General features: G+C 60.3%; 23 protein-coding genes. 10 read left to right on the top strand and 13 right to left on the bottom strand.

What is annotated here, in order from left to right:
• Positions 1-68: 68 nt before the first annotated feature.
• The 8 genes from BLU52_RS19050 to metG all read right to left on the bottom strand — a co-directional run bounded on the left by BLU52_RS19050 (position 69) and on the right by metG (position 6,880).
• Entirely contained in the window at positions 69-248 is a 180-nt protein-coding gene (locus tag BLU52_RS19050; RefSeq protein ID WP_090285849.1) for a PA3496 family putative envelope integrity protein, read from the bottom strand.
• A 107-nt stretch (positions 249-355) separates the two neighbouring features.
• Positions 356-994 (bottom strand): endonuclease III, encoded by a 639-nt coding sequence (gene nth, locus BLU52_RS19045; RefSeq protein ID WP_090285847.1) that lies wholly within the window; start codon positions 992-994, stop codon positions 356-358.
• A complete protein-coding gene (locus BLU52_RS19040) occupies positions 991-1,572 on the bottom strand; it encodes an Rnf-Nqr domain containing protein (RefSeq protein ID WP_090285845.1) in 582 nt (193 codons plus the stop codon). Before BLU52_RS19040 ends, nth begins: the two co-directional genes overlap by 4 nt.
• The gene (locus tag BLU52_RS19035) at positions 1,569-2,174 is read right to left on the bottom strand and encodes an RnfABCDGE type electron transport complex subunit G (RefSeq protein ID WP_090285843.1); all 606 of its coding nucleotides are present in this window, start codon (positions 2,172-2,174) and stop codon (positions 1,569-1,571) included. Before BLU52_RS19035 ends, BLU52_RS19040 begins: the two co-directional genes overlap by 4 nt.
• Positions 2,171-3,154, bottom strand: a complete 984-nt coding sequence (locus BLU52_RS19030) for an RnfABCDGE type electron transport complex subunit D (protein ID WP_090285841.1) — start codon at positions 3,152-3,154, stop codon at positions 2,171-2,173. Before BLU52_RS19030 ends, BLU52_RS19035 begins: the two co-directional genes overlap by 4 nt.
• Positions 3,141-4,148: an electron transport complex subunit RsxB gene (gene rsxB / locus BLU52_RS19025; RefSeq protein ID WP_090285839.1), complete on the bottom strand. Its 1,008-nt coding sequence runs from the start codon at positions 4,146-4,148 to the stop codon at positions 3,141-3,143. Before rsxB ends, BLU52_RS19030 begins: the two co-directional genes overlap by 14 nt.
• Positions 4,145-4,714 carry an Rnf-Nqr domain containing protein gene (locus BLU52_RS19020; protein ID WP_090285836.1) on the bottom strand — a complete coding sequence of 190 codons (570 nt, stop codon included), beginning with the start codon at positions 4,712-4,714 and terminating at the stop codon, positions 4,145-4,147. The genes rsxB and BLU52_RS19020 overlap by 4 nt, the downstream gene beginning before the upstream one ends.
• 114 nt (positions 4,715-4,828) lie before the next feature.
• On the bottom strand, positions 4,829-6,880 hold the full coding sequence (metG, locus tag BLU52_RS19015; RefSeq protein ID WP_090285834.1) for a methionine--tRNA ligase: 2,052 nt from the start codon (positions 6,878-6,880) through the stop codon (positions 4,829-4,831).
• 154 nt (positions 6,881-7,034) lie between these two features.
• Between metG and apbC the strand changes: the two genes are divergently transcribed.
• Positions 7,035-8,129, top strand: a complete 1,095-nt coding sequence (gene apbC / locus BLU52_RS19010) for an iron-sulfur cluster carrier protein ApbC (protein WP_090285831.1) — start codon at positions 7,035-7,037, stop codon at positions 8,127-8,129.
• Between the two features lie 128 nt (positions 8,130-8,257).
• On the opposite strand, the gene BLU52_RS19005 is transcribed toward apbC, so the two are convergent.
• Positions 8,258-9,016, bottom strand: a complete 759-nt coding sequence (locus tag BLU52_RS19005) for an SDR family oxidoreductase (protein ID WP_090288624.1) — start codon at positions 9,014-9,016, stop codon at positions 8,258-8,260.
• A gap of 163 nt (positions 9,017-9,179) precedes the next feature.
• Between BLU52_RS19005 and BLU52_RS19000 the strand changes: the two genes are divergently transcribed.
• The 4 genes from BLU52_RS19000 to groL all read left to right on the top strand — a co-directional run bounded on the left by BLU52_RS19000 (position 9,180) and on the right by groL (position 12,704).
• The gene (locus BLU52_RS19000) at positions 9,180-9,905 is read left to right on the top strand and encodes a HugZ family pyridoxamine 5'-phosphate oxidase (protein WP_090285829.1); all 726 of its coding nucleotides are present in this window, start codon (positions 9,180-9,182) and stop codon (positions 9,903-9,905) included.
• A 72-nt stretch (positions 9,906-9,977) separates the two neighbouring features.
• Complete coding sequence (locus tag BLU52_RS18995; protein ID WP_090285827.1) at positions 9,978-10,454, top strand: FxsA family protein; 477 nt, start codon at positions 9,978-9,980, stop codon at positions 10,452-10,454.
• A 259-nt stretch (positions 10,455-10,713) separates the two neighbouring features.
• Complete coding sequence (locus BLU52_RS18990; RefSeq protein WP_007916610.1) at positions 10,714-11,007, top strand: co-chaperone GroES; 294 nt, start codon at positions 10,714-10,716, stop codon at positions 11,005-11,007.
• A gap of 50 nt (positions 11,008-11,057) precedes the next feature.
• A complete protein-coding gene (groL, locus tag BLU52_RS18985) occupies positions 11,058-12,704 on the top strand; it encodes a chaperonin GroEL (protein WP_090285825.1) in 1,647 nt (548 codons plus the stop codon).
• A 186-nt stretch (positions 12,705-12,890) separates the two neighbouring features.
• Here the strand turns inward: groL and BLU52_RS18980 are convergent, their stop codons facing one another.
• Complete coding sequence (locus BLU52_RS18980) at positions 12,891-13,634, bottom strand: phosphatase PAP2 family protein (RefSeq protein WP_090285821.1); 744 nt, start codon at positions 13,632-13,634, stop codon at positions 12,891-12,893.
• Between the two features lie 220 nt (positions 13,635-13,854).
• Here BLU52_RS18980 and colR point away from each other — a divergent pair, with 220 nt between their 5' ends.
• The 5 genes from colR to BLU52_RS18955 all read left to right on the top strand — a co-directional run bounded on the left by colR (position 13,855) and on the right by BLU52_RS18955 (position 17,580).
• Entirely contained in the window at positions 13,855-14,526 is a 672-nt protein-coding gene (colR, locus tag BLU52_RS18975) for a two-component system response regulator ColR (protein WP_064119015.1), read from the top strand.
• On the top strand, positions 14,526-15,809 hold the full coding sequence (locus tag BLU52_RS18970) for a sensor histidine kinase (RefSeq protein WP_090285818.1): 1,284 nt from the start codon (positions 14,526-14,528) through the stop codon (positions 15,807-15,809). Before colR ends, BLU52_RS18970 begins: the two co-directional genes overlap by 1 nt.
• A gap of 152 nt (positions 15,810-15,961) precedes the next feature.
• Positions 15,962-16,630 carry a class I SAM-dependent methyltransferase gene (locus tag BLU52_RS18965; RefSeq protein ID WP_090285815.1) on the top strand — a complete coding sequence of 223 codons (669 nt, stop codon included), beginning with the start codon at positions 15,962-15,964 and terminating at the stop codon, positions 16,628-16,630.
• A 3-nt stretch (positions 16,631-16,633) separates the two neighbouring features.
• The gene (locus tag BLU52_RS18960; RefSeq protein ID WP_090285813.1) at positions 16,634-17,350 is read left to right on the top strand and encodes a lipopolysaccharide kinase InaA family protein; all 717 of its coding nucleotides are present in this window, start codon (positions 16,634-16,636) and stop codon (positions 17,348-17,350) included.
• A gap of 2 nt (positions 17,351-17,352) precedes the next feature.
• On the top strand, positions 17,353-17,580 hold the full coding sequence (locus tag BLU52_RS18955; protein WP_090285811.1) for a hypothetical protein: 228 nt from the start codon (positions 17,353-17,355) through the stop codon (positions 17,578-17,580).
• Positions 17,581-17,737: 157 nt separating this feature from the next.
• Here the strand turns inward: BLU52_RS18955 and BLU52_RS18950 are convergent, their stop codons facing one another.
• The 3 genes from BLU52_RS18950 to BLU52_RS18940 all read right to left on the bottom strand — a co-directional run bounded on the left by BLU52_RS18950 (position 17,738) and on the right by BLU52_RS18940 (position 23,193).
• Positions 17,738-20,773, bottom strand: coding sequence for a multidrug efflux RND transporter permease subunit (locus tag BLU52_RS18950; protein ID WP_090285808.1), 3,036 nt, complete (start codon positions 20,771-20,773; stop codon positions 17,738-17,740).
• Positions 20,774-20,786: 13 nt separating this feature from the next.
• Entirely contained in the window at positions 20,787-21,935 is a 1,149-nt protein-coding gene (locus BLU52_RS18945; RefSeq protein ID WP_090285806.1) for an efflux RND transporter periplasmic adaptor subunit, read from the bottom strand.
• 157 nt (positions 21,936-22,092) lie between these two features.
• Complete coding sequence (locus tag BLU52_RS18940) at positions 22,093-23,193, bottom strand: DUF1513 domain-containing protein (protein WP_090285804.1); 1,101 nt, start codon at positions 23,191-23,193, stop codon at positions 22,093-22,095.
• Positions 23,194-23,206: the final 13 nt, after the last annotated feature.

Below are 23,206 nucleotides of genomic sequence, written 5' to 3'. Positions count from 1 at the left end.
ATGGGCAGGGGCGGATTTCAGCGAGTTGCAGAAAGTGAAAAGCCTCCGGTTCGGGAGGCTTTCAGGTATCAAAGATCAAAATCGTAATCAGCCAATTGCCTTTGCAGTCGGCGCTCCTCAAGCAGGTTATCGATGGTGCGGCGCTTGCTCAGGTTGGTCTTTGCAACTTCGACGACGGGCTCTACCTCGTCGGGCTCAACGGCGACAAAATCGTCTTCTACGTCCAATTGCTCTTTGTCGGTACTCATAAGGTTAACTCCCGGCCAAGATTGCCTTTGGCGCTCCTTATATCGACATTCGGAAGGCGGGTAAAAAAGATTTTTTCAATCGACGTATCAATAATGGCAATAAGCGCTCAATCGTCCGAAGTTTTCGCTTTGTACTCGCACAGGTCTTCTATCCGGCAACTGCCGCAGCGCGGTTTGCGCGCCAGACACACATAACGCCCGTGCAAAATCAGCCAGTGGTGGGAATCGAGCAGGAATTCCTTTGGTACAAATTTCATCAGTTTCTTTTCCACTTCAACCACGTTTTTGCCCGGTGCGATGCCGGTGCGGTTGCTGACCCGAAAGATATGCGTATCGACGGCCATGGTCAGTTGCCGAAAAGCGGTATTGAGCACCACGTTGGCGGTTTTGCGGCCCACGCCGGGCAAGGCTTCGAGTTCTTCACGGGTTTGCGGCACTTCGCCGCCGTGGCGTTCGACCAACAGACGACAGGTTTCGATGACGTTTTTCGCCTTGCTGTTGTAGAGGCCAATGGTCTTGATGTATTCGGACAACCCTTCGACGCCCAAGGCATGGATCGCGGCCGGTGTATTCGCCACGGGAAACAGCTTGGCCGTGGCCTTGTTGACGCCCACGTCCGTCGACTGCGCCGATAAAATCACCGCGATCAACAGCTCGAATGGCGATGAATACGCCAGTTCGGTTTTCGGCTCCGGATTGTCTTCGTGCAGACGGCGGAAAATCTCCAGACGTTTTGCGGCATTCATGGGCGATGCATTTCCTTTGAATTCAATTTCGGGCGAACCAGCGCCTGACGCGCGGCCAGCAGCAGCGCCAACACAATAAAAGCGCCGGGGATCAGACTGATCAGTGGTATTGCGTCGCTGGACAGGACGATGCCTTGCCAGCTGTCGAAAGGGCCACGGCCAAGGCTGCCGCTCCCAACGGCCTCGCGCAATGTCCCCAGCAGCAACAGCAATGCGCCGAACAGAGCGCAGAGTTTGCCGCGCTCAGTCAGTGTCTGGCGCCAGAAGCCATTGTATTCCAGCACCACGCATTGCAAGGCGATCAAGCTGGCATACAAGCCGAAGGCTTGCTGCCAGGGCAGAAACCAGCGTTGCGCCAACACATCAGTGCAACTGCTGAGCGTGGCGGCGAGCAAGACGCTGACCAGTAATCGGCCTGTTTCCGTCAATCGCGGGCGTAACGCGCGGATGCACAGACCGTACAGGCCCACGACAACGCTGAATACCCACAACGTGCCGATTGCGCTGACCAGTGAACCACTGCTGCCCAGCAGCAACGGCAGCATCATGCAATGGGCCAGACCCGGCGACGGCTTCATGTTCCGCTCCCCAGCAGTGCGGCGCGATGGTCATCAAAATAACGCAGGGCGTCATGCACCGCATTGATGACTGCGCGAGAAGTGATGGTGGCTCCGGCGATCTGATCGAATTGTCCGTCATCCTTCTTCAGTGCCCAACCTGCTGCCGTCGGCGCATCGCTCGACTTTCCGGTAAACGCCTGCAGCCAGGCATTCGGTCGGTTCGCCAGGTGCCCGCCAAGCGCTGGTGTTTCGTGCTGTTCTAACGTTTTCACCGCGAGCAACCTGCCATTCGGTTCGATGGCGATCAACAATTCGATGGCGCCCACATAGCCCTGAGTCTGACTGCGCAACAGTATTGCGACGGGCTTGCCGTTCAGGGTCGCGCGATAGCCTGCGCTCAATTGGCTGTGGTCCAGTCGAGTGTCGGTCAAGCTCAGTGGTTGTTGCAGCGGCTGGTTGTCGTAGCTCTCCGGCGCCAGCATGTCGAGCCATTTACGGCTGTCGAGCAAGTGCTGCGCGGCGGCGATTTGTGGCGCGCTCCCACGCTGTACAAGGTAAGTCGCGGTGATCCCGCTGATGGCCACCAGCAGCACGATCACGGTGCTGGCCCGGCGCTTCATGGGTTCACCTTGATCTGGCGATTCGCGGCGAATCGCTCCAGTGCCGGCACGCAGAGATTCATCAGCAACACCGCAAACGCCAGCCCGTCCGGGTAGCCGCCCCACGTGCGAATCACGTATGTCAGCAGTCCGACCCCAACGCCGAAGAGCAGGCGCGCCAGCGCGGTTTTCGCGCCGGATACCGGTTCAGTGACAATGAAGAACGCGCCGAGCATGGTCGCGCCGCTGAATAGATGAAACAGCGGCGAGCCATGTGAATCCGACCCCGAGCCGTTCCAGCACAGCAGGCTGATCACCAACAGACCGGCGAGCATGCCCAGTGGAGCGTGCCAGCTGAACACCCGACGTTGCAGCAAAAACACACCACCGGCCAAAAAGGCCAGATTCACCCACTCGGCAGCGCGTCCACCAAAATGCCCGAATGCCGGATGGCTGACGAACAGTTCGTCGATGGTCAGGCTGGCGTTGACGCGCAGAGAGTCCAGCGCGGTCGCCTGTGCCCAAGCGTCTGGCGCCTGACCTGAGCCAAATATCTGCTGCAGGGTTGCTGCCAGATCCAGAGCGTGCGCCGGCCACTGCGTCATCGCGCGCGGGAACATGATCATCACCAACGCAAAACCGAGCATCGCCGGATTGAACGGATTTTCCCCCGTGCCGCCGTACACGTGCTTGCCAAACAGCAGGCCCCCGACGGTTGCCGTCACCGTCAGCCACCAGGGGCAATAGGCCGGCAGCGCCACCGCCAGCAAGGTCCCACTGACCAGCGCACTGCCGTCGCGCAGCGCTGGCTGCAGAGGCCGCCGACGCAGTTGCGCAACGCCCGCTTCGACAATCAGCGCAGTGACGACCGCCAGCATCAGGTTGATCAACACGCCCCAACCGTAAAACCACAACAGCGTCAGCAATCCTGGCATCGCGGCCAGCAGCAAGGTTTTCATCGCCTGTTGCAGGCGATCGTCCGCTGCCTCAAAGGGCGGCATGTTCGCTTACCTGACGCTCGGCGGCTTGCAGTCGCGCGCGGGCCTCTTCAAGAATCTCGGCGGGGGTGTCGGCGTTACGTTCGAGCTTGCCGTATTCTGCGCGACACATCGCCAGCTGGATCTTGGCGCGCTTCAAGTCGGCGTCTTTGGCGGGCGGCGGTGCTGGAGCTGTGGGTACGGCGGTTGTTTCCAGTTGCGCCAGCGCCGCTTCGGCCGCTTCGAACTGGCGTTGCAGGACGATCAGTTGCGCCTGCTGCTCGAAAGTCGGTGGATGGCCGAAGGCTTTCAGCGATTTGTGCAGTTGCGCGCGGCTCATCGCGACATCGACTTTGGCTTTCTTCACGGCCGCGTCCGCGTTCGCCGCTTTTTGCATGCGCACCCGTTCGAGTGCCGCTTGCACCGGGTCGGTGGTGCTCACTTGCGCTTGCGCCGGCCTTTTCGCCCGCGCTTCACGCTCAGCCTGTTTCTCCTGCTCTTCGCGGTGCAGGCGCTCTTTGCGCCGCTCGAAACGTTGCCGTGCGTGATCACGTTTGGCCGCGCGTGCGTGTTGCTCGTCGAGGCTCAGCGCCAGTCCGCCCACCACCGGTAAGGTCTCGGGTGGCAGCGGGTGCATTTCAATGCAGTCCACCGGGCATGGCGCCACGCAGAGGTCGCAACCGGTGCATTCGTCGGTCAGGACGGTGTGCATCAGTTTCGCCGCGCCGACAATCGCGTCGACCGGGCAAGCTTGAATGCATTTGGTGCAGCCGATGCACTCGGCCTCGCGAATGAACGCCACCTGGGCCGGTGCCGAACCGCGGCTGATGTCCAGTTCCAGCACCGGTACTTTCAACAGTTCAGCCAGCGCGGCGATGGTTTCCTCGCCACCGGGCGGACACTTGTTTATCGGCTCGCCGGCGGCGATGCCTTGCGCATAGGGCTTGCATCCGGGATGGCCGCACTTGCCGCACTGGGTCTGCGGCAGGAGGGCATCGATGCGTTGGATCAGACTCATGTTTTGATCAGTCCAGTGAATCCGAGAAAAATCACTGCTATCAATCCGGCGCCGAGCAGATCAATCGGCAAGCCGCGAAAGGGCAGAGGGATATCGTTACCCGCCGTGCGTTCACGCAAGTCGCTGAACAGGCTCAGTACCAACCAGAACCCCAACCCGGCACCCAGGCTCAGCGCCATTGTGTGAAGCAGACCTTGGTCGTTTAGCGCATTGATCAATGTCAGGCCAAGTACGCCCGCATTGCCCAGCAACAGCGGCCACAACCCGTCGAAGGGCAGGTTCGGCAACCCGCGCGCCAGGCATTTCAACAACGGCGCGATCAGCAAAACGCTCAACGGCAGAAACACGAACAGGCGCAGGGCTTGCAGTTGCAGCGGCGCCAGCAGCCAGTGCCAGATCGCGTAGCCGAGCACGCCGACGACAACCATCAGACACAAGGTCGCCAGTCCCAACGCATGCACCTGGCGCCGGCTGCCCGCCAACAGCGGATCGACGCCCAGCGGCCAATGCAACACGAAGTTGTTGAGCAGCGCGGCACTGATCAGCGTTAGGACGAATTCGGTCATGGTTCTGCCAGCGAAACGGGCGGGTGTCTCTCAAGGTTAGGCCTTATCCAGCCGCCTATGAAAAATCCCACCGGCATGCGGGGCACGCCGGTGGGATCGATTTACCGCAGCTTCTTACTTGATACGTTGACCTGGCTTGGCACCGCTGTCCGGGCTCAGCAGGTAGATCTCTTCACCGCCAGGCCCGGCCGCCATCACCATGCCTTCGGAGATGCCGAACTTCATTTTCCGCGGCTTGAGGTTGGCGATCATCATCGTCAGGCGACCGTCGAGTTTCGACGGATCCGGGTAAGCGCTCTTGATGCCGGAGAACACGTTGCGTTGCTCGTCGCCGATATCGAGGGTCAGGCGCAGCAGCTTGTCGGCGCCTTCAACGTGCTCAGCCTTGACGATCAGCGCCACGCGCAGGTCGATGGCGGCGAACGCGTCGAAATCGATTTCCGGCGACAGCGGGTCCTTGGCCAGTTCGCCATTGCCGGCCGGTGCGGCTGCGCCGGTGTCGGTCTGGCTGGCGCTGAGGTCTTCTTTCGAGGCGTCGGTCATGGCTTGCACCTTTACCGGGTCGATGCGGGTCATCAACGGCTTGAATTCGTTGAGCTGATGGTTCGCCAGTAGCGTGGTGTGGTCGTTCCAGGTCAGCGGCGCAACATTGAGGAACGCCTCGGCATCGGCGGCCAGCAGTGGCAGCACCGGTTTGAGGAAGATCACCAGTTGGCGGAACAGGTTGATGCCGGTGGCGCAGATCGCCTGGACTTCATCCTGCTTGCCTTCCTGCTTGTTCAGCGACCACGGCGCCTTGTCGGCGATCCACGCGTTGGCGCGGTCGGCCAGGGCCATGGTTTCGCGCATGGCGCGGGCAAAGTCGCGTGCTTCATAGGCGTCGGCAATGCTCGGCGCGGCGGCGAGGAAGGCCTCGGTCAGCTCCGGCGCGGCATTGTTGTCGACCAGCAGACCCGCGTTGCCCTTGTGGATGAACCCGGCGCAACGGCTGGCGATATTGACCACTTTGCCGACCAGATCGGAATTGACCTTCTGCACGAAGTCTTCGAGGTTCAGGTCGAGGTCATCGACGCCACGGCCCAGTTTTGCCGCGTAGTAGTAACGCAGGTATTCCGGCGACAGGTGATCCAGATACGTACGGGCCTTGATGAAAGTGCCGCGCGACTTGGACATCTTCTGGCCGTTGACAGTCAGGTAGCCGTGCACGTTGATCGCGGTCGGCTTGCGGAAACCCGCACCTTCGAGCATCGCTGGCCAGAACAGCGCGTGGAAGTTGACGATGTCCTTGCCGATGAAGTGGTACAGCTCGGCGGTGGAATCCTTGCCCCAGAACGCGTCGAAGTCCAGCTCCGGCGTGCGGTTGCAGAGGTTCTTGAAGCTGGCCATGTAGCCGATCGGCGCATCCAGCCACACATAGAAATACTTGCCCGGCTCGCCCGGAATCTCGAAGCCGAAGTACGGCGCATCGCGGGAGATGTCCCACTGTTGCAGGCCGGCGTCAAGCCATTCGGAAAGCTTGTTGGCGACGGCGTCCTGCAGGGTGCCGCTGCGGGTCCAGGCCTGTAGCATGTCCTGGAAGTCCGGCAGCTTGAAGAAGAAGTGCTGGGAATCCTTGAGCACCGGGGTAGCACCGGAGATCGCCGACTTCGGATCCTTCAGATCAGTCGGGGCGTAGGTCGCGCCGCATTTTTCGCAGTTGTCGCCGTACTGGTCTTCGGTGCCGCATTTCGGGCAGGTGCCCTTGATGAAGCGGTCGGCCAGGAACATTTTCTTTTCCGGGTCGAAATACTGAGTGATCGAGCGTTGGGCGATATGCCCGGCGTCACGCAGCTTGAGGTAGATCTGGCTCGACAGCTCACGGTTTTCTTCGGCGTGAGTGGAGTGGAAATTGTCGAAATCAACCAGGAAGTCGGCAAAGTCGGCGCTGTGTTCAGCCTGCACGTTGGCGATCAGTTGTTCCGGGGTGATGCCTTCCTTTTCCGCGCGCAGCATGATCGCCGAACCGTGGGCGTCGTCGGCGCAGACATAGATGCATTGGTTGCCGCGATGCTTCTGGAAGCGCACCCACATATCGGTCTGGATGTATTCCAGCATGTGGCCAAGGTGGATCGAACCATTGGCGTAGGGCAGGGCGCTGGTGACGAGAATCTTGCGTGGCTCGGACATGTAGGGCTTCGCTACTTGATGAAACGGAGGTCGGCCACTATAAAGCGCCGGACAAGATATTTCACCCCTGCAAATCGTTGCCGGGCATGCCGTCCGGAGGATAGAAGGGGTAGGATAGCCGCCATCTTTTCCAGTCTTGTTATCGGAGTTGCCCATGAGCGCCGTCACTCGCGCAGCGGTGGAAGCCGTCCTCAGCCAATACACCGACCCTTACCTGAACCAGGACCCGGTCAGCGCCGGTTGCGTGAAAAACATCGAGATCATCGGTGACCGCGTCAATGTGCAGCTGGAAATCGGCTACGCCGCCGGTCTGTTCAAGAGTGGTTGGGCGCAATTGCTGCAACTGGCCATCGAAAACATCGAGGGCGTGGTCATCGCCCGCGTCGAGGTCAACAGCGTGATCGCCGCGCACAAGGCCCAGGCGCAGATTCCGGGGCTGGCCAACGTCAAGAACGTGGTTGCCGTGGCCTCGGGCAAGGGCGGCGTGGGCAAGTCGACCACGGCTGCCAACCTCGCTCTCGCGCTGGCTCGCGAAGGCGCCAAAGTGGGGATTCTCGACGCCGATATCTACGGCCCGAGCCAAGGCATCATGTTCGGCATTCCCGAGCGCACCCGCCCGGAGGTCAAGGATCAGAAGTGGTTCGTGCCGCTCAAGGCCCACGGTGTCGAAGTCATGTCGATGGCATTTCTCACCGACGACAACACACCGATGGTCTGGCGCGGGCCGATGGTCTCCGGCGCGCTGCTGCAACTGGTCACGCAAACCGCGTGGGGCGATCTGGATTATCTGGTCATCGACATGCCGCCAGGCACCGGCGACATTCAACTGACCCTGGCGCAGAAAGTCCCGGTGGCGGGCGCAGTGATCGTCACCACGCCACAGGATCTGGCCCTGCTCGATGCGCGCAAAGGCGTGGAAATGTTCCGCAAGGTCAACATTCCGGTGCTGGGCGTGGTGGAAAACATGGCCGTGCACATCTGCTCGAACTGCGGGCATGCCGAGCATCTGTTCGGTGAGGGCGGCGGCGAGAAGCTTGCCACTCAATACGGCGTTGAGCTGCTGGCCTCGCTGCCGCTGTCGATGCTGATCCGCGAACAGGCCGATGGCGGCAAGCCCACTGTGATCGCCGAGCCGGACAGCCAGATCGCCATGGTCTACCAGGAACTGGCCCGCCACGTCGGCGCGCGGATCGTGTTGCAGGAAGCGGCGACGCCGGCGATGCCGAATATCACCATCAGTGACGATTGAGAGCCTGAAACCCGATCAAACTGTGGGAGCCAGCCTGCTGGCGATAGCGGACCTTCATTCAACGAAGAGGTTGACTGAACCACCGCAATCGCCAGCAGGCTGGCTCCCACACTGGTTTGTGGCGTGGCTTAAATACGCAACCCGCCATCCATCTCCAGAATCCGCCCGGTGTAGTAGTCGTTCTCGAAGATATACGCTGCCGAATGGGCGATCTCCTCCGGTTTGCCCATGCGCTTGAGCGGGATGCTCGAGGTCATTTTCTCCAGCGCTTCGGGCTTCATGCCCAGGGTCATTTCGGTTTCGATGAAGCCCGGTGCGATGCCGGCCACGCGAATGCCGTAGCGCGCCAGTTCCCTGGCCCAGGTCACCGTCGCCGCCGCAACACCGGCCTTGGCCGCGGAATAGTTGGTCTGGCCGACATTGCCGGCGCGGGAGATCGACGAGATGTTGATGATCGCGCCGCTGTTCTTCAGCTCGACCATTTTCGCCGCCACCTCACGAGTGCAGAGGAACACGCCGGTCAGGTTGACATCGATCACTGCCTGCCACTGCGCCAGGCTCATTTTGCTCATTTCGCCGTCCTTGACCTTCAGCAGCAGGCCGTCACGCAGGATCCCGGCATTGTTGATCAGCCCGTGAATTGCGCCGAAATCAGCGGCAACCTGGGCGACCATGTGCTCGACCTGTTCTTCATTGGCGACGTTGCACAGATAGCTGCGCGCCTCGACGCCCCTGACTTTGCACGCCGCGACGGCGTCGTCGAGCTTTTCCTGATTGAGATCGACCAGCGCGAGCTTCGCACCTTTGCCGGCGAGATACTCGGCCATGGAGCGGCCCAAACCCTGGCAACCGCCAGTGATAATGATTACTTTGTCGTTGAGTTGCATGCGCATGCCCCGATTGCTGGTCTGATGGTTTTTATTCTTGGCGGCTCCCGTTCCGCCCCGGCCGTGGCCGGGTTGCGCGGGAACATTGCCCGATGGCGTGGCCGAAACCTGTTTTCGCACGCCCGTCCGTTTTTACGACGGATTCTATTCAAGGAGTCATAAATTGAGCGTTGAAGTGGCGAAGAATGCCCGAGAATTGCTTCTCAAGGAATACCGTGGAGTGCTCTCGACCCACTCCAGATCGATGCCCGGTTTTCCGTTCGGCTCCGTGGTCCCGTATTGCCTGGACGAGCAGGGACGACCGCTGATCCTGATCAGCCGCATCGCCCAGCACACCCACAATCTGCAAAAAGACCCGAAATGCTCGATGCTGGTGGGCGAGCGCGAGGCCGATGACGTGCAAGCGGTAGGGCGCCTTACTTATCTTGCACAAGCGCAAAAGCTCGAAGACCCTGCCGCCATCGAAGCCGCCGCCGAACGTTACTACCGCTACTTCCCGGATTCGCAGAACTACCACAAGGCTCACGATTTCGACTTCTGGGTACTGGATCCGGTACGCCACCGCTACATCGGCGGTTTCGGTGCGATTCACTGGATCGATCAGTTGACCCTGGCCAACCCGTTCGCCGGCAAGGCCGAGATCAGCATGGTCGAGCACATGAACAGCGACCATGCCAAGGCTATCGCCCATTACGTCGAGCTCGCCGGTTTGCCGAACAGCGTGCCGGCGCAACTGGCCGGGATCGACAGCGAAGGCATGCACTTGCGCATCGGTCAGGCGTTGTACTGGCTAGGCTTCCCAAGCCCTTGCAATACTCCGACACAAGTGCGCGAAGCCCTGGTTTCATTGGCTCACGCCGAGGTCTGGCCAAAAAAAGCGGATTCTTAAGGTTGAATTCACGCAAGGGCGACGTCATCTAAGGCTTACTGCAAGGCATTTCTTGCGTTGAGGACAATTTTGATGCGCCCTTTTCTGTTGCTCTTTCTGCTGTTTCCAGTGCTGGAGCTGTTCGTATTCGTCAAAGTGGCAGGGGCGATCGGGTTCTTCCCGGCCCTGCTGCTGATTATCGTCGGCTCGATGTTCGGCGTGTTTGTGCTGCGCATCGCTGGCCTGGCCACGGCGCTGCGTGCCCGTGAAAGCCTGAACCGCGGCGAACTGCCGGCACAAACCATGCTCGAAGGGCTGATGCTGGCCCTGGCCGGCGGTTTGCTGATCATTCCAGGCTTTATCAGCGACGTGGTCGGTCTGGTCATGCTGCTGCCGTTCACCCGACGCTTGCTGGCGAACAAAATGCGTCAGCGTGCCGAAGACCAGGCCATGCGCCAGCGCGCTTTTGCCGATGACCTGCAACCCCGTGGCGGTCCGGCACCACGCGAGCCGTTGGGCCGTGAGCCGAATGTGATCGAAGGCGAGTTCGAACACCGCGACCACAAGTAACGTCAACATCGACACGGCACCTTCGGGTGCCGTGCTCGTTTATGGGGCCAAATCGCCGGACGGCGTCAAAATTTTTTTTGCCCCAGCCCTTGTAATCAGCTTGTACGCCCCTATGTATCGGTCACCGAAAGGTTTCCGGTGATTACACCGGACAGACTTGCGCGGTTCGCTCGACGAGCCGCACCCGGCACAGGCCGGATTTGTTAAACCCGCCGGGACTACACCGGCCGATGAAAACCACAATTAGGAGAGATCGACAATGAAGCTTCGTCCTCTGCATGACCGCGTCGTCATCCGTCGCAGCGAAGAAGAAAAGAAAACCGCTGGCGGTATCGTCCTGCCAGGTTCGGCTGCTGAAAAAGCCAACCACGGTGTGATTCTCGCTGTAGGCCCGGGCAAAGCTCTGGAAAACGGCGAAGTGCGTGCACTGTCCGTGAAGGAAGGCGACAAGGTTGTGTTCGGTCCTTACTCCGGCAGCAACACTGTGAAAGTCGATGGCGAAGACCTGCTGGTAATGAGCGAGAACGAAATCCTCGCGGTTATCGAAGGCTGATACTCCCGTTCATTTTCCCGTTACTACAAAGTATTTAAGGAATATCGATCATGGCTGCTAAAGAAGTTAAGTTCGGCGATGCCGCCCGCTCCAAGATGCTCAAAGGCGTCAACGTTCTGGCTGACGCGGTAAAAGCGACCCTGGGCCCGAAAGGCCGTAACGTGATCCTCGAGAAGAGCTTCGGCGCTCCGACCATCACCAAGGACGGCGTATCCGTCGCCAAAGAAATCGAACTCGAAGATCGCTTCGAAAACATGGGCGCGCAGCTGGTCAAAGACGTTGCCTCCCGTGCCAACGATGACGCCGGTGACGGTACTACCACTGCCACCGTTCTGGCTCAGTCGATCGTCAACGAAGGCCTGAAAGCCGTCGCTGCCGGCATGAACCCGATGGACCTGAAACGCGGCATCGACAAGGCGACCATCGCCATTGTCAAAGAGCTGAAAGCCCTGTCCAAGCCATGCGCTGATTTCAAGGCCATCGCTCAGGTCGGCACCATCTCGGCCAACTCCGACAACTCCATCGGCGACATCATTGCCGAAGCCATGGAAAAAGTCGGTAAAGAAGGCGTGATCACCGTTGAAGAAGGCTCGGGTCTGGAAAACGAACTGTCGGTTGTAGAAGGCATGCAGTTCGACCGTGGCTACCTGTCGCCGTACTTCGTCAACAAGCCGGACACCATGGTTGCCGAGCTCGACGGCCCGCTGATCCTGCTGGTCGACAAGAAGATCTCGAACATCCGCGAAATGCTGCCTGTTCTGGAAGCAGTTGCCAAAGCCGGCCGTCCGCTGCTGATCGTTGCCGAAGACGTTGAAGGCGAAGCCCTGGCGACTCTGGTTGTGAACAACATGCGCGGTATCGTTAAAGTCGCTGCCGTCAAGGCTCCAGGCTTCGGCGATCGTCGCAAGGCCATGCTGCAGGACATCGCTGTTCTGACCGGCGGTACCGTGATCTCCGAAGAGATCGGTCTGAGCCTGGAAAGCACCACCCTGGAGCACCTGGGTAACGCCAAGCGCGTGACCCTGTCCAAGGAAAACACCATCATCGTTGACGGTGCTGGCGTGCAGGCAGACATCGAAGGCCGTATCGCTCAGATCCGTGCCCAGGTTGCCGAAACTTCCTCGGACTACGACCGTGAGAAACTGCAAGAGCGTCTGGCCAAGCTGTCCGGCGGCGTTGCAGTGATCAAGGTTGGCGCTGGTTCCGAAGTGGAAATGAAAGAGAAGAAGGCCCGCGTTGAAGACGCCCTGCACGCAACCCGTGCAGCCGTTGAAGAAGGCGTGGTACCTGGCGGTGGCGTTGCGCTGATCCGTGCTCTGGAAGCGCTGACCGAACTGACCGGCGACAACGCTGACCAGAACGTCGGTATCGCTGTGCTGCGTCGCGCTGTTGAAGCGCCGCTGCGTCAGATCGCTGCCAACTCCGGTGACGAGCCAAGCGTCGTCGTCAACGAAGTGAAGAACGGCAAAGGTAACTTCGGTTACAACGCTGCTTCCGGCGAATACGGCGACATGATCGAAATGGGCATCCTGGACCCAACCAAGGTAACCCGTTCGGCTCTGCAAGCCGCAGCCTCGATCGGCGGTCTGATCCTGACCACCGAAGCAGCTGTTGCTGACGCACCGAAGAAAGAAGGCTCGGCTGGCGGCGGTATGCCAGACATGGGCGGCATGGGTGGCATGGGCGGCATGATGTAAGCCAGCCTTACCCCCGTAACGAAAAACCCCGCCTTGTGAAAGCAGGCGGGGTTTTTTATTGCCCAGAACTCACACCGACCCCCTGTAGGAGTGAACCTGCTCGCGATAGCGGTGTGTCATTCAACATGATTGCGACTGACACACCGCTATCGCGAGCAGGCTCACTCCTACAGGGGATTTGTATGTTCAGGCGTTGATCGGGTGTGGGTTTACAGCCGCCGCAGCCTTGCCCGCCGGGCGATACAGCACCCAGTAATAAGCCCCCAGGCAAATCAGCCAGCAGAAAATCGCCGTCCACACGTTATGCGAAAAGAAGTGCGCGCCCTGCATCATCCGGCTGATCGAAAACACCGAGCCCAGCGCAAAGGCAAAAACAAACGCCTGCCGCGCGAGCCGTGGGCGACGATCGCGCAGAACAAAAAACAGCGCAAACAAGGTGAAACCCGTCGCCGCATGCCCGCCGGGCCAGCAACGCCCCGGCTTGTCGGTGGCGGGACGATGTTCCATCAATTTGCTGTACGTTTCATGCCCACCGAACTGCTCAAGGCTCCACGGGCATTGCACCGCCGTCACGGCTTTGACCGGGGTGACGAACGAAGTGGCCAGGCCCAGCGACAGCACCAGGCAGCCCAGCTCACGCTTGAAGGGTTTGAGTCGGGCGAGGAAAAACGAGGCGATGAAACCCAGGATCGCGAACACCGAGAAGGCGATGACCACTTGTTTGGCGCGGTCATGCAGGATGTCTTCGAGAAAATAGCTGTGCCGTCCGATGAAGTCGCCGGCGACCGGGTCATAGAACAGTCGGGCCAGATCCATGTCCAGATCGGTCAGTTCGAGCAACACCAGAATGATCGCCGCAACCGCGGGTATGCCCAGGGAGAGCCAGAGGTTCAGCGGCCGGGAAACGGGACGGGTAGAGGTCAACGCCATTGGCAATTCCTTGGTCGGCAGAATGTTGAGAGGAGCGCAATCGCGCGGAGTCTGCGCGCACGGGCGTTGCCGATTCGTTAATCGAAAGTGAAAAAAACGTTGGCGGTCGGCATCGGCATTTTTATCGCCAAACAACCCGACACACGCCTAGCCGTGAGCCACACTTGGCCGTAAGCTGCGCGGGCCAAGACGGCCGTAACCCCGTTCGGAGGAGGTGCCCATGCGAATTCTGTTGGTCGAAGACAACCGCGACATCCTGGCCAATCTGGCCGATTACCTGGGCCTCAAGGGCTACACCGTCGATTGCGCGCAGGACGGTTTGTCGGGTCTGCACCTGGCCGCGACCGAGCATTACGACCTGATCGTCCTCGACATCATGTTGCCGGGGATCGACGGCTATACCCTGTGCAAACGCCTGCGCGAAGATGCACGGCGTGACACACCGGTGATCATGCTCACCGCGCGCGATCAACTGGACGACCGCTTGCAGGGCTTCAAGTCGGGTGCCGACGATTACCTGATCAAACCGTTTGCCCTGTCCGAACTCGCGGCGCGGGTCGAAGCCGTCATGCGTCGCGCTCAGGGCGGTGGCCGGCGCGCCTTGCAGGTCGCCGACCTGAGCTATGACCTCGACACCCTGGAAGTGACGCGCGACGGCAAACTACTCAAGCTCAACCCGGTCGGCCTGAAGCTGCTGGCCGTGCTGATGCAGAAGAGCCCGCATGTGTTGCGCCGGGAAATTCTCGAAGAAGCCCTGTGGGGCGATGACTGCCCGGACAGTGACAGCCTGCGCAGCCACGTGCACCAGTTGCGCCAGGTGATCGACAAGCCATTCGCCAAGCCACTGCTGCACACCGTGCACGGGGTGGGTTACCGCTTGGCCGACGTGTAATGGAGTTCAGGCAAAGCCTTTCGCAGCGGATCATCATTGCCTTTGCCTTGATGAGTGCACTGGTGGCCGGCGCGTTTGCCATGGGCATTGTCGCGACGGTGCATCTGGTCGAGGAAAAACTGATCTCGGCGGGGCTGGGCGGCGACTTGCAGCGCTTGTTGCTGATGGACAACGTTTCCGACTGGAGCCACCGCCCCGAACCGGATCAGCTGTTCTATTTCAGCGGCGGGCCGGGCGATTTCGATCTGCCCAAGGACCTGCGCCATCTCGATGCCGGTTTTCATGAAGTGTTCCGCGAGCAGCTGTCGTATCACGCGATGGTCGAGATCGTCGACGGTCGCCGCTATGTACTGCTGCAGGATCAAAGTGATTTCGAAGAGCGCGAACGCGTGCTGTTTGCCGTGGTGCTGGTGGGCTTCGTGCTCAGCCTGGCGCTGGCGGTGTTCCTCGGCTGGGTGCTGGCGCGCAAGGTGATGGCGCCGGTCGTACGGCTGGCGCGGCAGGTCCGTCATCGCGATCAGTTGCTCGGGCTGGCACCGCCGTTGGCGCCGGATTATGCGGCAGATGAAGTCGGTGAACTGGCGGTGGCGTTCGACGCGACATTGGGGCGCCTGCGTCAGGCGCTGACCCGCGAGCGCTTGTTCACCAGCGACGTCAGTCATGAATTGCGTACGCCGCTGATGGTGCTGGCCAGTTCCTGCGAGCTGCTGTTGGAGAATCCGGGCATCGATCAGCGCGGTCGCTCGCAGGTCGAGCGTATCGCTCGTGCCAGTGAGGAGATGCGCGAATTGGTGCAGACGTTCCTGATGCTGGCGCGCGCGCAAAACGAAGAGCCCGGAGCGGCGCCGCAACACAACCTTACGCAAGTGGCGCAAAGCCTGCTGTGCCTGTGGCGCGAGCCGATCGAGCGCAAGGGCCTGAGGTTGGTGTTCGAGCCGGGCAGCCCATCGGACGCCCGCTACAACGCGACGTTACTCAACGCGGTGATGGGCAACCTGCTGCGCAACGCGCTGCATTACACCGAGGAGGGTTTCATTCGCCTGACCCTGACGGCCCACGGCTTTATCGTCGAGGATTCCGGTGTTGGGATTCCCGAGGAAAAGCGCGAAGCGATGTTCGAACCGTTTGTGCGCGGCAGTGAGAAACGCGGTGACGGCCTCGGGCTTGGCTTATCGCTGGTGCAGCGCATCTGTGAAAACCAGGGCTGGACCGTGAGCTTGAGCACGATGGAACCCAATGGCTGCCGATTCGAGGTAGATCTTGGCGTGAATGCAGGCAAATAGTCGCGATAGCCTACTCCCGTCAAGCTGTCTGATTCCTGTATAACGTTGTAATACTTTGCCGGTTTACCTGACATTTTTTTCACAATTGGATGACCTGACGCTGACACGCCGCTGACTAAGGTGGCGTCATCAGACATTCAGGAGTCCAGATCATGGCCGACCCGATCAAGCTCGATTTTTCGGAAAAGTACGACGACCAGCATGCGCAGAGATATCTGCGCAAGCACAAGGAAAGTATGGGCCGTCGCTTGTCGCATTGGCGCGATGAACAGTTGGCGCGCAAGGCCTTGTCACTCGCAGGCGATCCCGGTCTGGTGCTGGATTTGCCCTGCGGTGCCGGGCGTTTCTGGCCAATGCTCGCGGAAAAACCCAACCGGGTGATCATCGGTGCGGACAACTCCGAATCGATGATCAAGACAGCAATGCAGGGGCAACCGGCCGATGTGGTCAAGCGGGTACAACCGCTGCACACCTCGGCGTTCGACATTGCCTTGCCGGACAACTCGGTCGACAGCATTTTCTGCATGCGGCTGCTGCACCACATCGGTGAGTCCGAGCACCGCCAGGTGATCCTGCGCGAATTCGAGCGCGTGAGCCGCGACAGTGTGATTGTTTCATTGTGGGTAGACGGCAATTTCAAAGCCTGGAAGCGCAAGCGCGCCGAGCTGGACCGGCCGAATCGTGATTACCAGAATCGTTTTCTGATTCCGGCGGCGACGATCGAGAAAGAATTTGAACAGGCCGGGTTCCGCATTCAGGAACAACTGGACTTTATACCGCTCTATGCGATGTGGCGGGTTTACGTATTACGCAAGAGGTAAGGGATGGCAGTGCAAGCAGCAGTTGAAGCGAACGTCGCTTCGCAAGATGGTTTCGATTATTACTGGGCCCAGCGTGGCGAATGGGTTGAAGAACCCAACGTACGCCGCGGTGGCGAAAGCGGGGTACAGCGCATCGTCGGTCGCGACGGTCAGTTGCTGTACGCCAAGCGCCAGACCGGACACATCTATCGCAGCTGGTTGCACCCGTTCGGTCGTCCTACCGTATTGCGCGAACTCGATGCGCTGACCGGCGTAAGCAAGCTCGGTGTACGCGTACCGCAAATCGTTTTCTGTGGTGCTCAGCCTGATCCGCAGCACAAATGGCGCGCACTGCTGGTGACCCAATCCCTGGACGGTTTCCAGGAACTGGAGCACTGGCTGGCCGCTGCCGGCGGTCGCGATCAATGTGGCGACGTGGTCTATGAGCGCGTGCTCAAGGACCTGGCGGAAAATCTCGCGCGCATGCACAAGGGTCGCTGGCAGCACAGCTGCATCTACATCAAGCACGTATTCGTGCGGGTGACCGGCGAGGGTGAGTCGGCCAAGGTCGAAGTAGCGTTGATCGATCTGGAAAAATGCCGTCAGCGCCTGACCGCCTATCGCGCCGCACAGCACGACATGAAGCAACTGCGTCGCCATTCGTCGTTCCGCGATGCCGACTGGAAAAAACTCGTCTATTTTTATGAGACGGCGTTTGGCAGCGCTATCAAAGGTTTATAGCGATGAAACTAGAAATTGCACGAGGTTTGTTTCTGGTCGGAGCCTTGGCAGTCGCTTCATTGGCGGTGGCTGCCTGGGAGCAGCCCCGCATGCAGGTCATCGGAGCGTCCACGACGGACGCTCATTGCACACTGCCTCGGGTGGCGAAAGCCTCCGTGGCGACCAAACCCGATCATGATCTGCTGTTGTTCATGTTCGGGCTATCTCAAGGGATGAGGCCAGCCAGTTGAAATTGATGCCCACGTGAAAGGCCTCGCAGATGCGAGGCCTTTTTTTTACACACCGCTCCCCCTGTAGGAGTGAGCCTGCTCGCGATAGCGGTGTGTCAGTCAACATTATGGCAACTGACATACCGCTATCGCGAGCAGGCTCACTCCTACCAAGGGGCTATGTCGAGGGTTTGGGATCGGGTTTCGCCAGCAGGGTATAAACGCACGGCAACACGAACAGCGTGAACAGCGTGCCGATGGACATGCCCGTGGCAATCACCATGCCGATATCAAAGCGGCTGACCGCCCCCGCGCCCGTTGCGAGAATCAGCGGCACCATGCCGAACACCATCGCCGCCGTGGTCATCAGCACCGGGCGCAAGCGAATCGCCGCGGCTTCTTCAACCGCTTCACGCGCGGTCAGGCCTTTGTCCTTGCGCAACTGGTTGGCGAACTCGACGATCAGGATCCCGTGTTTGCTGATCAGGCCGATCAGCGTCACCAGCCCGACCTGGGTGTAGATGTTCATGCTCGACCAGCCGAGAAACAGCGGAATCAGCGCCCCGCAGATCGACAACGGCACCGTCACCAGAATTACCAGCGGATCGCGGAAGCTTTCGAACTGTGCCGCCAGCACCAGAAAGATGATCGCCAGCGCCAGGGCGAAGGTGACCCACAAGGCGCTGCCTTCCTGAACGAACTGGCGGGAGGCACCGCCATAATCAAAAGCAAATCCGGCGGGTGCTTCTTCGCGGGCGATCTGCAACACGGTGTCGATGGCTTCACCCATGCTCACCAGTGGGAAACCGGAAATCTTCGCCGCATTGAGTTGCTGGAACTGGTTGAGCTGACGCGGCCGCGCTCTGTCGCTGACCTTGATCAGCGTCGATAGCGGCAACAGTTCGCCCTGGGTGTTCTTCACGTAGTAGTTGTTCAGCCAGTCCGGGTTGTCGCGGTAGGGGCGTTCGACCTGCGCGATCACCTTGTAGCTGCGTCCCTCAATGGTGAAACGGTTGATCTCGGCCTCGCCCAACAATGTCGCCAGGGTGCCGCCGAGGTCCTGCATCGACACGCCCATCTGCGCGGCCTTGGCGCGATCGATATCGACCACCACTTCCGGTTTGTCGAACGCCAGATCAAGGTCGACGAAGGCAAACTTGCCCGACTCCATCGCACGTTTCTTGATTCGGTCGGCGACTTGCAGCAGCAGTTCGTAATCGTTGGCCGTGTTGATCACGAATTCGAACGGCAAGCCTTCGCCGGTGCCGGGCAGGGAGGGCAGATTGAAGCCAAAGATCTGCAAGCCCGGAATGCTTTCGAGTTTGCCTTGCACTTGCGGCAGGATTTCCATCTGCGTGCGGCTGCGCTCGTTCCACGGTTTCAGCAGGAAGCCGCCAATCCCCGCCTGCACACCGTTGTAGCCGTTGATCTGGAACGAGGAGTAGTACTCGGGGAATTCCTTGAAGATCGTGATGAATTCGTCGGTGTAGGTGCTCAGGTAATCAAGGTTGGTCGGCTGCGGCGCACTGGCCATCATGAAAATGATGCCCTGGTCTTCGTCCGGCGCCAGTTCCGACTTGGTGAACTTGAGGAACAGCGGAATCAGGCACAGCACGATCAGTGCAAACACCAGCACCACCGGCCGTGTATTGAGCGTGCCATGCAGCATGCTCTGATAGCGGCGTTTGAGGCTGTCGAAGATCCGGTCCAGACGATGAGCCAGGCCACTGGGGTTCTGGTCATGCCGCAGCAGGAACGCGCACATCATCGGTGACAAGGTCAGGGCCACGACGCCGGAAATCACCACCGCGCCGGCCAGAGTCAGGGCGAACTCCTTGAACAGCGCGCCGGTCAGGCCGGTGAGAAAACCGATCGGCGCATACACCGCCGCCAGGGTGATCGTCATCGACACCACCGGCATGGCGATTTCGCGGGCGCCTTCCAGCGCGGCGTCGAACGGTGTCTTGCCTTCCTCGATGTGACGATGGATGTTTTCCACCACGACAATCGCATCGTCGACCACCAGGCCGATGGCGAGGACCATTGCCAGCAGCGTCAGCAGGTTCATCGAGTAGCCCATCATCTGCATGAAGAACATCACGCCGATCATCGACAACGGAATGGTCACCACCGGGATCACCACCGAGCGCAGCGCACCGAGGAAAAGGAACACCACGACGATGACGATCAGCACCGCTTCGAACAGGGTTTTCACCACTTCGTCGATCGAAGCCTGGATGAACAACGTGGCGTCGTAGGCGATTTCGCTTTTCAGGTTCGGCGGCAACTGCGCTTCCAGCTCCGGCATCAGCTTGCGCACTTCCTTGATCACATCCAGAGGGTTGGCCCCCGGTGTCGCCTTGATGCCGATGTACACCGATGGCGTGCCGCCGAATGAGCTGATCGAGTCGTAGTTTTCCGCGCCCATCTCCACCCGTGCGACATCGCTGAGCAATACGCGGCTGTCGCCATCGACCTTGAGCGGAATCGCGGCAAAGGCTTCGGCAGACTTCAGCTCGGTGTTGGCGTTGATGCTGGTAACGGTGTACTCGCCTTTCACTTCGCCGGCGGCGGAGAGAAAGTTGTACTGGCGCACCGCGTTGGTCACGTCAGCGGCGCTGAGACCGAAACCGGCGAGTTTCACCGGGTCGAGCCACAGGCGCATGGCAAACACCTGATTGCCGAGAATCTCTGCTTCGGCCATGCCCGGCAGGGTCGCCAGTTTTGGCTGGATCACCCGTGACAGGTAATCGGTGATCTGCGGGTTGCTCAGGTCCTCGCTGAAGAAACTGATGTACATCAGGGCCGAGGCGTCGGCGGATTCCTTGCTCAGCACCGGATCTTCGGCGTCCTGCGGCAGCTTGTTTTTTACCTCGTTGGCCTTGGCCAGCAGTTCGGTGAACAGGCGATCGGTGTTGGCGCCGATTCGCGCATAGATCGAAATCACCGAGAAGTTCTGCCGGCTGACCGAGGTCATGTAGTCGATGCCCTCGGCACTCGCCAGACTTTGCTGCATCGGCTGGGTGATGTAGCCCTGAATGGTTTCGGCATTGGCCCCGGGGTAGGCGGTGGTCACCGTGATCAGCGCGTTTTCCATTTGCGGGTACTGGCGCAGCGGCAACTTGCTCCAGGCCTGGAAGCCGAGCAGCACAATCAACAGGCTGACCACGGTGGCGAGCACCGGGCGGCGGATGAACGGGTCGGTAAAAGCCATGGGGATTCCTTGATCAGTCGGCGCGGGGCGGACTGTTCTGCTCGCCGAGGGTCTTGTCGTCGCTGATGGCGATGTGTGCACCGTTGTCCAGTTTGATCTGGCCGGCCGTCACCACTTGCTCGCCGCTCTGCACGCCCTTGTTGATCATCACCAGGCCATCGCGGCGCTCACCGGTTTCGATGAAACGGCGTTCGGCGATCAGCACCGGTTGGCCCTTGTCGTCTTTTTCGACGCTGCCGTCCTCGGCTTTCTTCTGCCCGACCACGTACACCGAGTTGCCGTAGAGGGTGTAGGTGATCGCGCTCTCCGGCACCACGATGTGTTTCTGCGGCTCCGGCAGCAGCACTTCGAGACTGGCGAACATGCCCGGCAGCAGCTTGCCATCGGGATTGGCCAGGGTCGCGCGGACCAGAATGTTGCGCGTAGAGCTTTCGACGATCGGGTTGATCGCGCTGATCTTGCCAGCGAAGTTCTGCTGCGGATAAGCGGCGACGGCGATCCGTACCGGTTGACCGATGGCCAGTTTCGGCACCGATTGTTCAGGCAGGTAGAAGTCGGCGTAGAGGCTGCTCAAATCCTGCAGCGTGGCGATTCTGGTGCCGCTGGCGAGGTAATCGCCGACGTCGACCTGACGGATGCCGATGGTGCCGCTGAACGGCGCGAGAATGCGTTTTTTCGCCAGCGACGCGTTGAGCTGATTGACCGTGGCCTTGTTCTTTTGCAGCACAGCGGAGAGGCGGTCGTACTCGCCTTTGGAGATGGCGCGGCTGTCGACCAGTTGGCTGCCGCGGCCGAAATCCAGTTGTGCCAGGCCGAGGTCGGCCCTGGCGGTTTCCAGCAGCGCGGTTTCGACGGCGCTGTCGAGTTGCAGCAGCGGCTGCCCGGCCTTGACCTTCTGCCCCGATTCGAACTTGAGTTCGGTCACCGTGCCGGCCACTTCCAGGCTCAGCTCGACCCCTTGCAGCGCCTTGAGCGTGCCGACTGTCGGCAGGCGCATCTGCCATGGCTGTTCGCTGGCCTTGGCCACGGCGACGCTGATCGGCGGTTTCGGTTTGGAAAAGCCCTGGATCATCGTGTAGATCGAAAAGGCTTTGTACCCGCCCAGCACCAGGACGATCAGCAACACAACACCCAACATGATCAGCATGCGGCGACGCAGCATATTTCCAGTTCCTTGGATAAATCAGGTGAGACAGGCGGGCACATTACTCCGAGTACAAGGGGTATTCCAACTGGCAGTTATTACAGGCGATGAAAAGGGCGAGGGCCATGAAATGACGCTCGCCCTCGAGATGCTGTCAGCCGCTGCCGCGCGCGGCTTATGCCATCAGATGCAGATGGTTGTCCCAGAGCCCTGCGGGCAATTCCAGCGGCTTGGCCAGTAACTCCGCCTGACGGCAATCGTAGTAACGGCAACGGCCTTGACCTGAGGTCACGACAAAACCGTCCTGCACCGCACCGACGCCGGCGCAATCGGGCAACGGCGCGTCGAGGCGTACTTCGCCGCTGTCCAGATCCCAGATGAAAAAACGGTTGCCCCGCGGCGCGGTCAGCGCGACCAGTCGTAACTCGCTGTGCACCGCGACGCTGGCGGTGTAATGCCCCATCGCTTGCAGCTGATGTTCCGGCACCGGGAATGCGACGAATGGCTGCCCCGGTCGCTTGATCGCCAACAGCTCCGAGCGCTCATGAGAGGCGCCCATGAACTGCTGACCGGCGACGATGGTGCCGTCACTGGCGATGCCCAGGTGACGCACGCTGTTCATCTGCTGGGCGAGGGTTTCCTTGCTCACCAGCGTACCGTCGCGCTGCATCAGCACCAGGCTCGGCTCCATGGCGTTGAGGTTCATGTCGACGCGGCTTTCCGCCTCGGTTCGAATCCCGCCGTTGGCCACCACCAGGGTTTCGCCGTCGGGCATCCACGACACCTGGTGCGGACCGAGGCCGTGGGTGGAAATCTCACCGCTGTGCACCAGCCGTTCGCCTTCGAATTTATACACGCCGAGCAAACCCCGACCCGGATCGGAGGTGTCGTTCTCGGTGGCGTACAAATACTCGCCATCCTTGTGCACCACGGCATGCCCGTAGAAATGCCGGTTCGGCTGCGAGGTCACGGTTTGCAGCAAGGTCCCGTCGCGCAGGTCGATCAGATAACTCTCGGTGCCCGGACGCCGGGCCACGAACAGCGCGATCGGCTGCGTCGGGTGGTTGATGATGTCGTGGCAGCGCTGGCCGACCTGCGTGGCGAACACCCGCGTACCGTCGAGCCGATAACCGACGGCGTAATGCCTGCCGTCAGTGTCGTCGCGCGCCGACAGCAGCAGCGGACTCTGATCCTTGCGTTTGAACAGCGTCCAGCCGCCCAGCGTCACTGCTCCCAGCAGCACACTACCTAAAGTCAGAGCCTGGCGTCGCAGCATGGCACTTGCCCTC

Origin of the sequence: Pseudomonas granadensis (assembly GCF_900105485.1) — a bacterium.
Taxonomy (GTDB): domain Bacteria; phylum Pseudomonadota; class Gammaproteobacteria; order Pseudomonadales; family Pseudomonadaceae; genus Aquipseudomonas; species Aquipseudomonas granadensis.
This window is presented reverse-complemented; position numbering and strand designations above follow the sequence as displayed.

Excerpts from the sequence above, each read along its gene's own strand:
- groL (WP_090285825.1), top strand. The coding sequence starts at position 11,058 with ATGGCTGCTAAAGAAGTTAAGTTCGGCGATGCCGCCCGCTCCAAGATG.
- BLU52_RS19035 (WP_090285843.1), bottom strand. The coding sequence starts at position 2,174 with ATGAAGCGCCGGGCCAGCACCGTGATCGTGCTGCTGGTGGCCATCAGC.
- BLU52_RS18965 (WP_090285815.1), top strand. The coding sequence starts at position 15,962 with ATGGCCGACCCGATCAAGCTCGATTTTTCGGAAAAGTACGACGACCAG.
- BLU52_RS18970 (WP_090285818.1), top strand. The coding sequence starts at position 14,526 with ATGGAGTTCAGGCAAAGCCTTTCGCAGCGGATCATCATTGCCTTTGCC.
- BLU52_RS18955 (WP_090285811.1), top strand. The coding sequence starts at position 17,353 with ATGAAACTAGAAATTGCACGAGGTTTGTTTCTGGTCGGAGCCTTGGCA.
- BLU52_RS19040 (WP_090285845.1), bottom strand. The coding sequence starts at position 1,572 with ATGAAGCCGTCGCCGGGTCTGGCCCATTGCATGATGCTGCCGTTGCTG.
- BLU52_RS19050 (WP_090285849.1), bottom strand. The coding sequence starts at position 248 with ATGAGTACCGACAAAGAGCAATTGGACGTAGAAGACGATTTTGTCGCC.
- BLU52_RS19005 (WP_090288624.1), bottom strand. The coding sequence starts at position 9,016 with ATGCAACTCAACGACAAAGTAATCATTATCACTGGCGGTTGCCAGGGT.
- BLU52_RS18995 (WP_090285827.1), top strand. The coding sequence starts at position 9,978 with ATGCGCCCTTTTCTGTTGCTCTTTCTGCTGTTTCCAGTGCTGGAGCTG.
- metG (WP_090285834.1), bottom strand. The coding sequence starts at position 6,880 with ATGTCCGAGCCACGCAAGATTCTCGTCACCAGCGCCCTGCCCTACGCC.
- rsxB (WP_090285839.1), bottom strand. The coding sequence starts at position 4,148 with ATGAGTCTGATCCAACGCATCGATGCCCTCCTGCCGCAGACCCAGTGC.
- BLU52_RS18945 (WP_090285806.1), bottom strand. The coding sequence starts at position 21,935 with ATGCTGCGTCGCCGCATGCTGATCATGTTGGGTGTTGTGTTGCTGATC.
- colR (WP_064119015.1), top strand. The coding sequence starts at position 13,855 with ATGCGAATTCTGTTGGTCGAAGACAACCGCGACATCCTGGCCAATCTG.
- BLU52_RS18940 (WP_090285804.1), bottom strand. The coding sequence starts at position 23,193 with ATGCTGCGACGCCAGGCTCTGACTTTAGGTAGTGTGCTGCTGGGAGCA.
- apbC (WP_090285831.1), top strand. The coding sequence starts at position 7,035 with ATGAGCGCCGTCACTCGCGCAGCGGTGGAAGCCGTCCTCAGCCAATAC.
- BLU52_RS18960 (WP_090285813.1), top strand. The coding sequence starts at position 16,634 with ATGGCAGTGCAAGCAGCAGTTGAAGCGAACGTCGCTTCGCAAGATGGT.
- BLU52_RS19030 (WP_090285841.1), bottom strand. The coding sequence starts at position 3,154 with ATGCCGCCCTTTGAGGCAGCGGACGATCGCCTGCAACAGGCGATGAAA.
- nth (WP_090285847.1), bottom strand. The coding sequence starts at position 994 with ATGAATGCCGCAAAACGTCTGGAGATTTTCCGCCGTCTGCACGAAGAC.
- BLU52_RS18980 (WP_090285821.1), bottom strand. The coding sequence starts at position 13,634 with ATGGCGTTGACCTCTACCCGTCCCGTTTCCCGGCCGCTGAACCTCTGG.
- BLU52_RS19020 (WP_090285836.1), bottom strand. The coding sequence starts at position 4,714 with ATGACCGAATTCGTCCTAACGCTGATCAGTGCCGCGCTGCTCAACAAC.
- BLU52_RS18950 (WP_090285808.1), bottom strand. The coding sequence starts at position 20,773 with ATGGCTTTTACCGACCCGTTCATCCGCCGCCCGGTGCTCGCCACCGTG.
- BLU52_RS18990 (WP_007916610.1), top strand. The coding sequence starts at position 10,714 with ATGAAGCTTCGTCCTCTGCATGACCGCGTCGTCATCCGTCGCAGCGAA.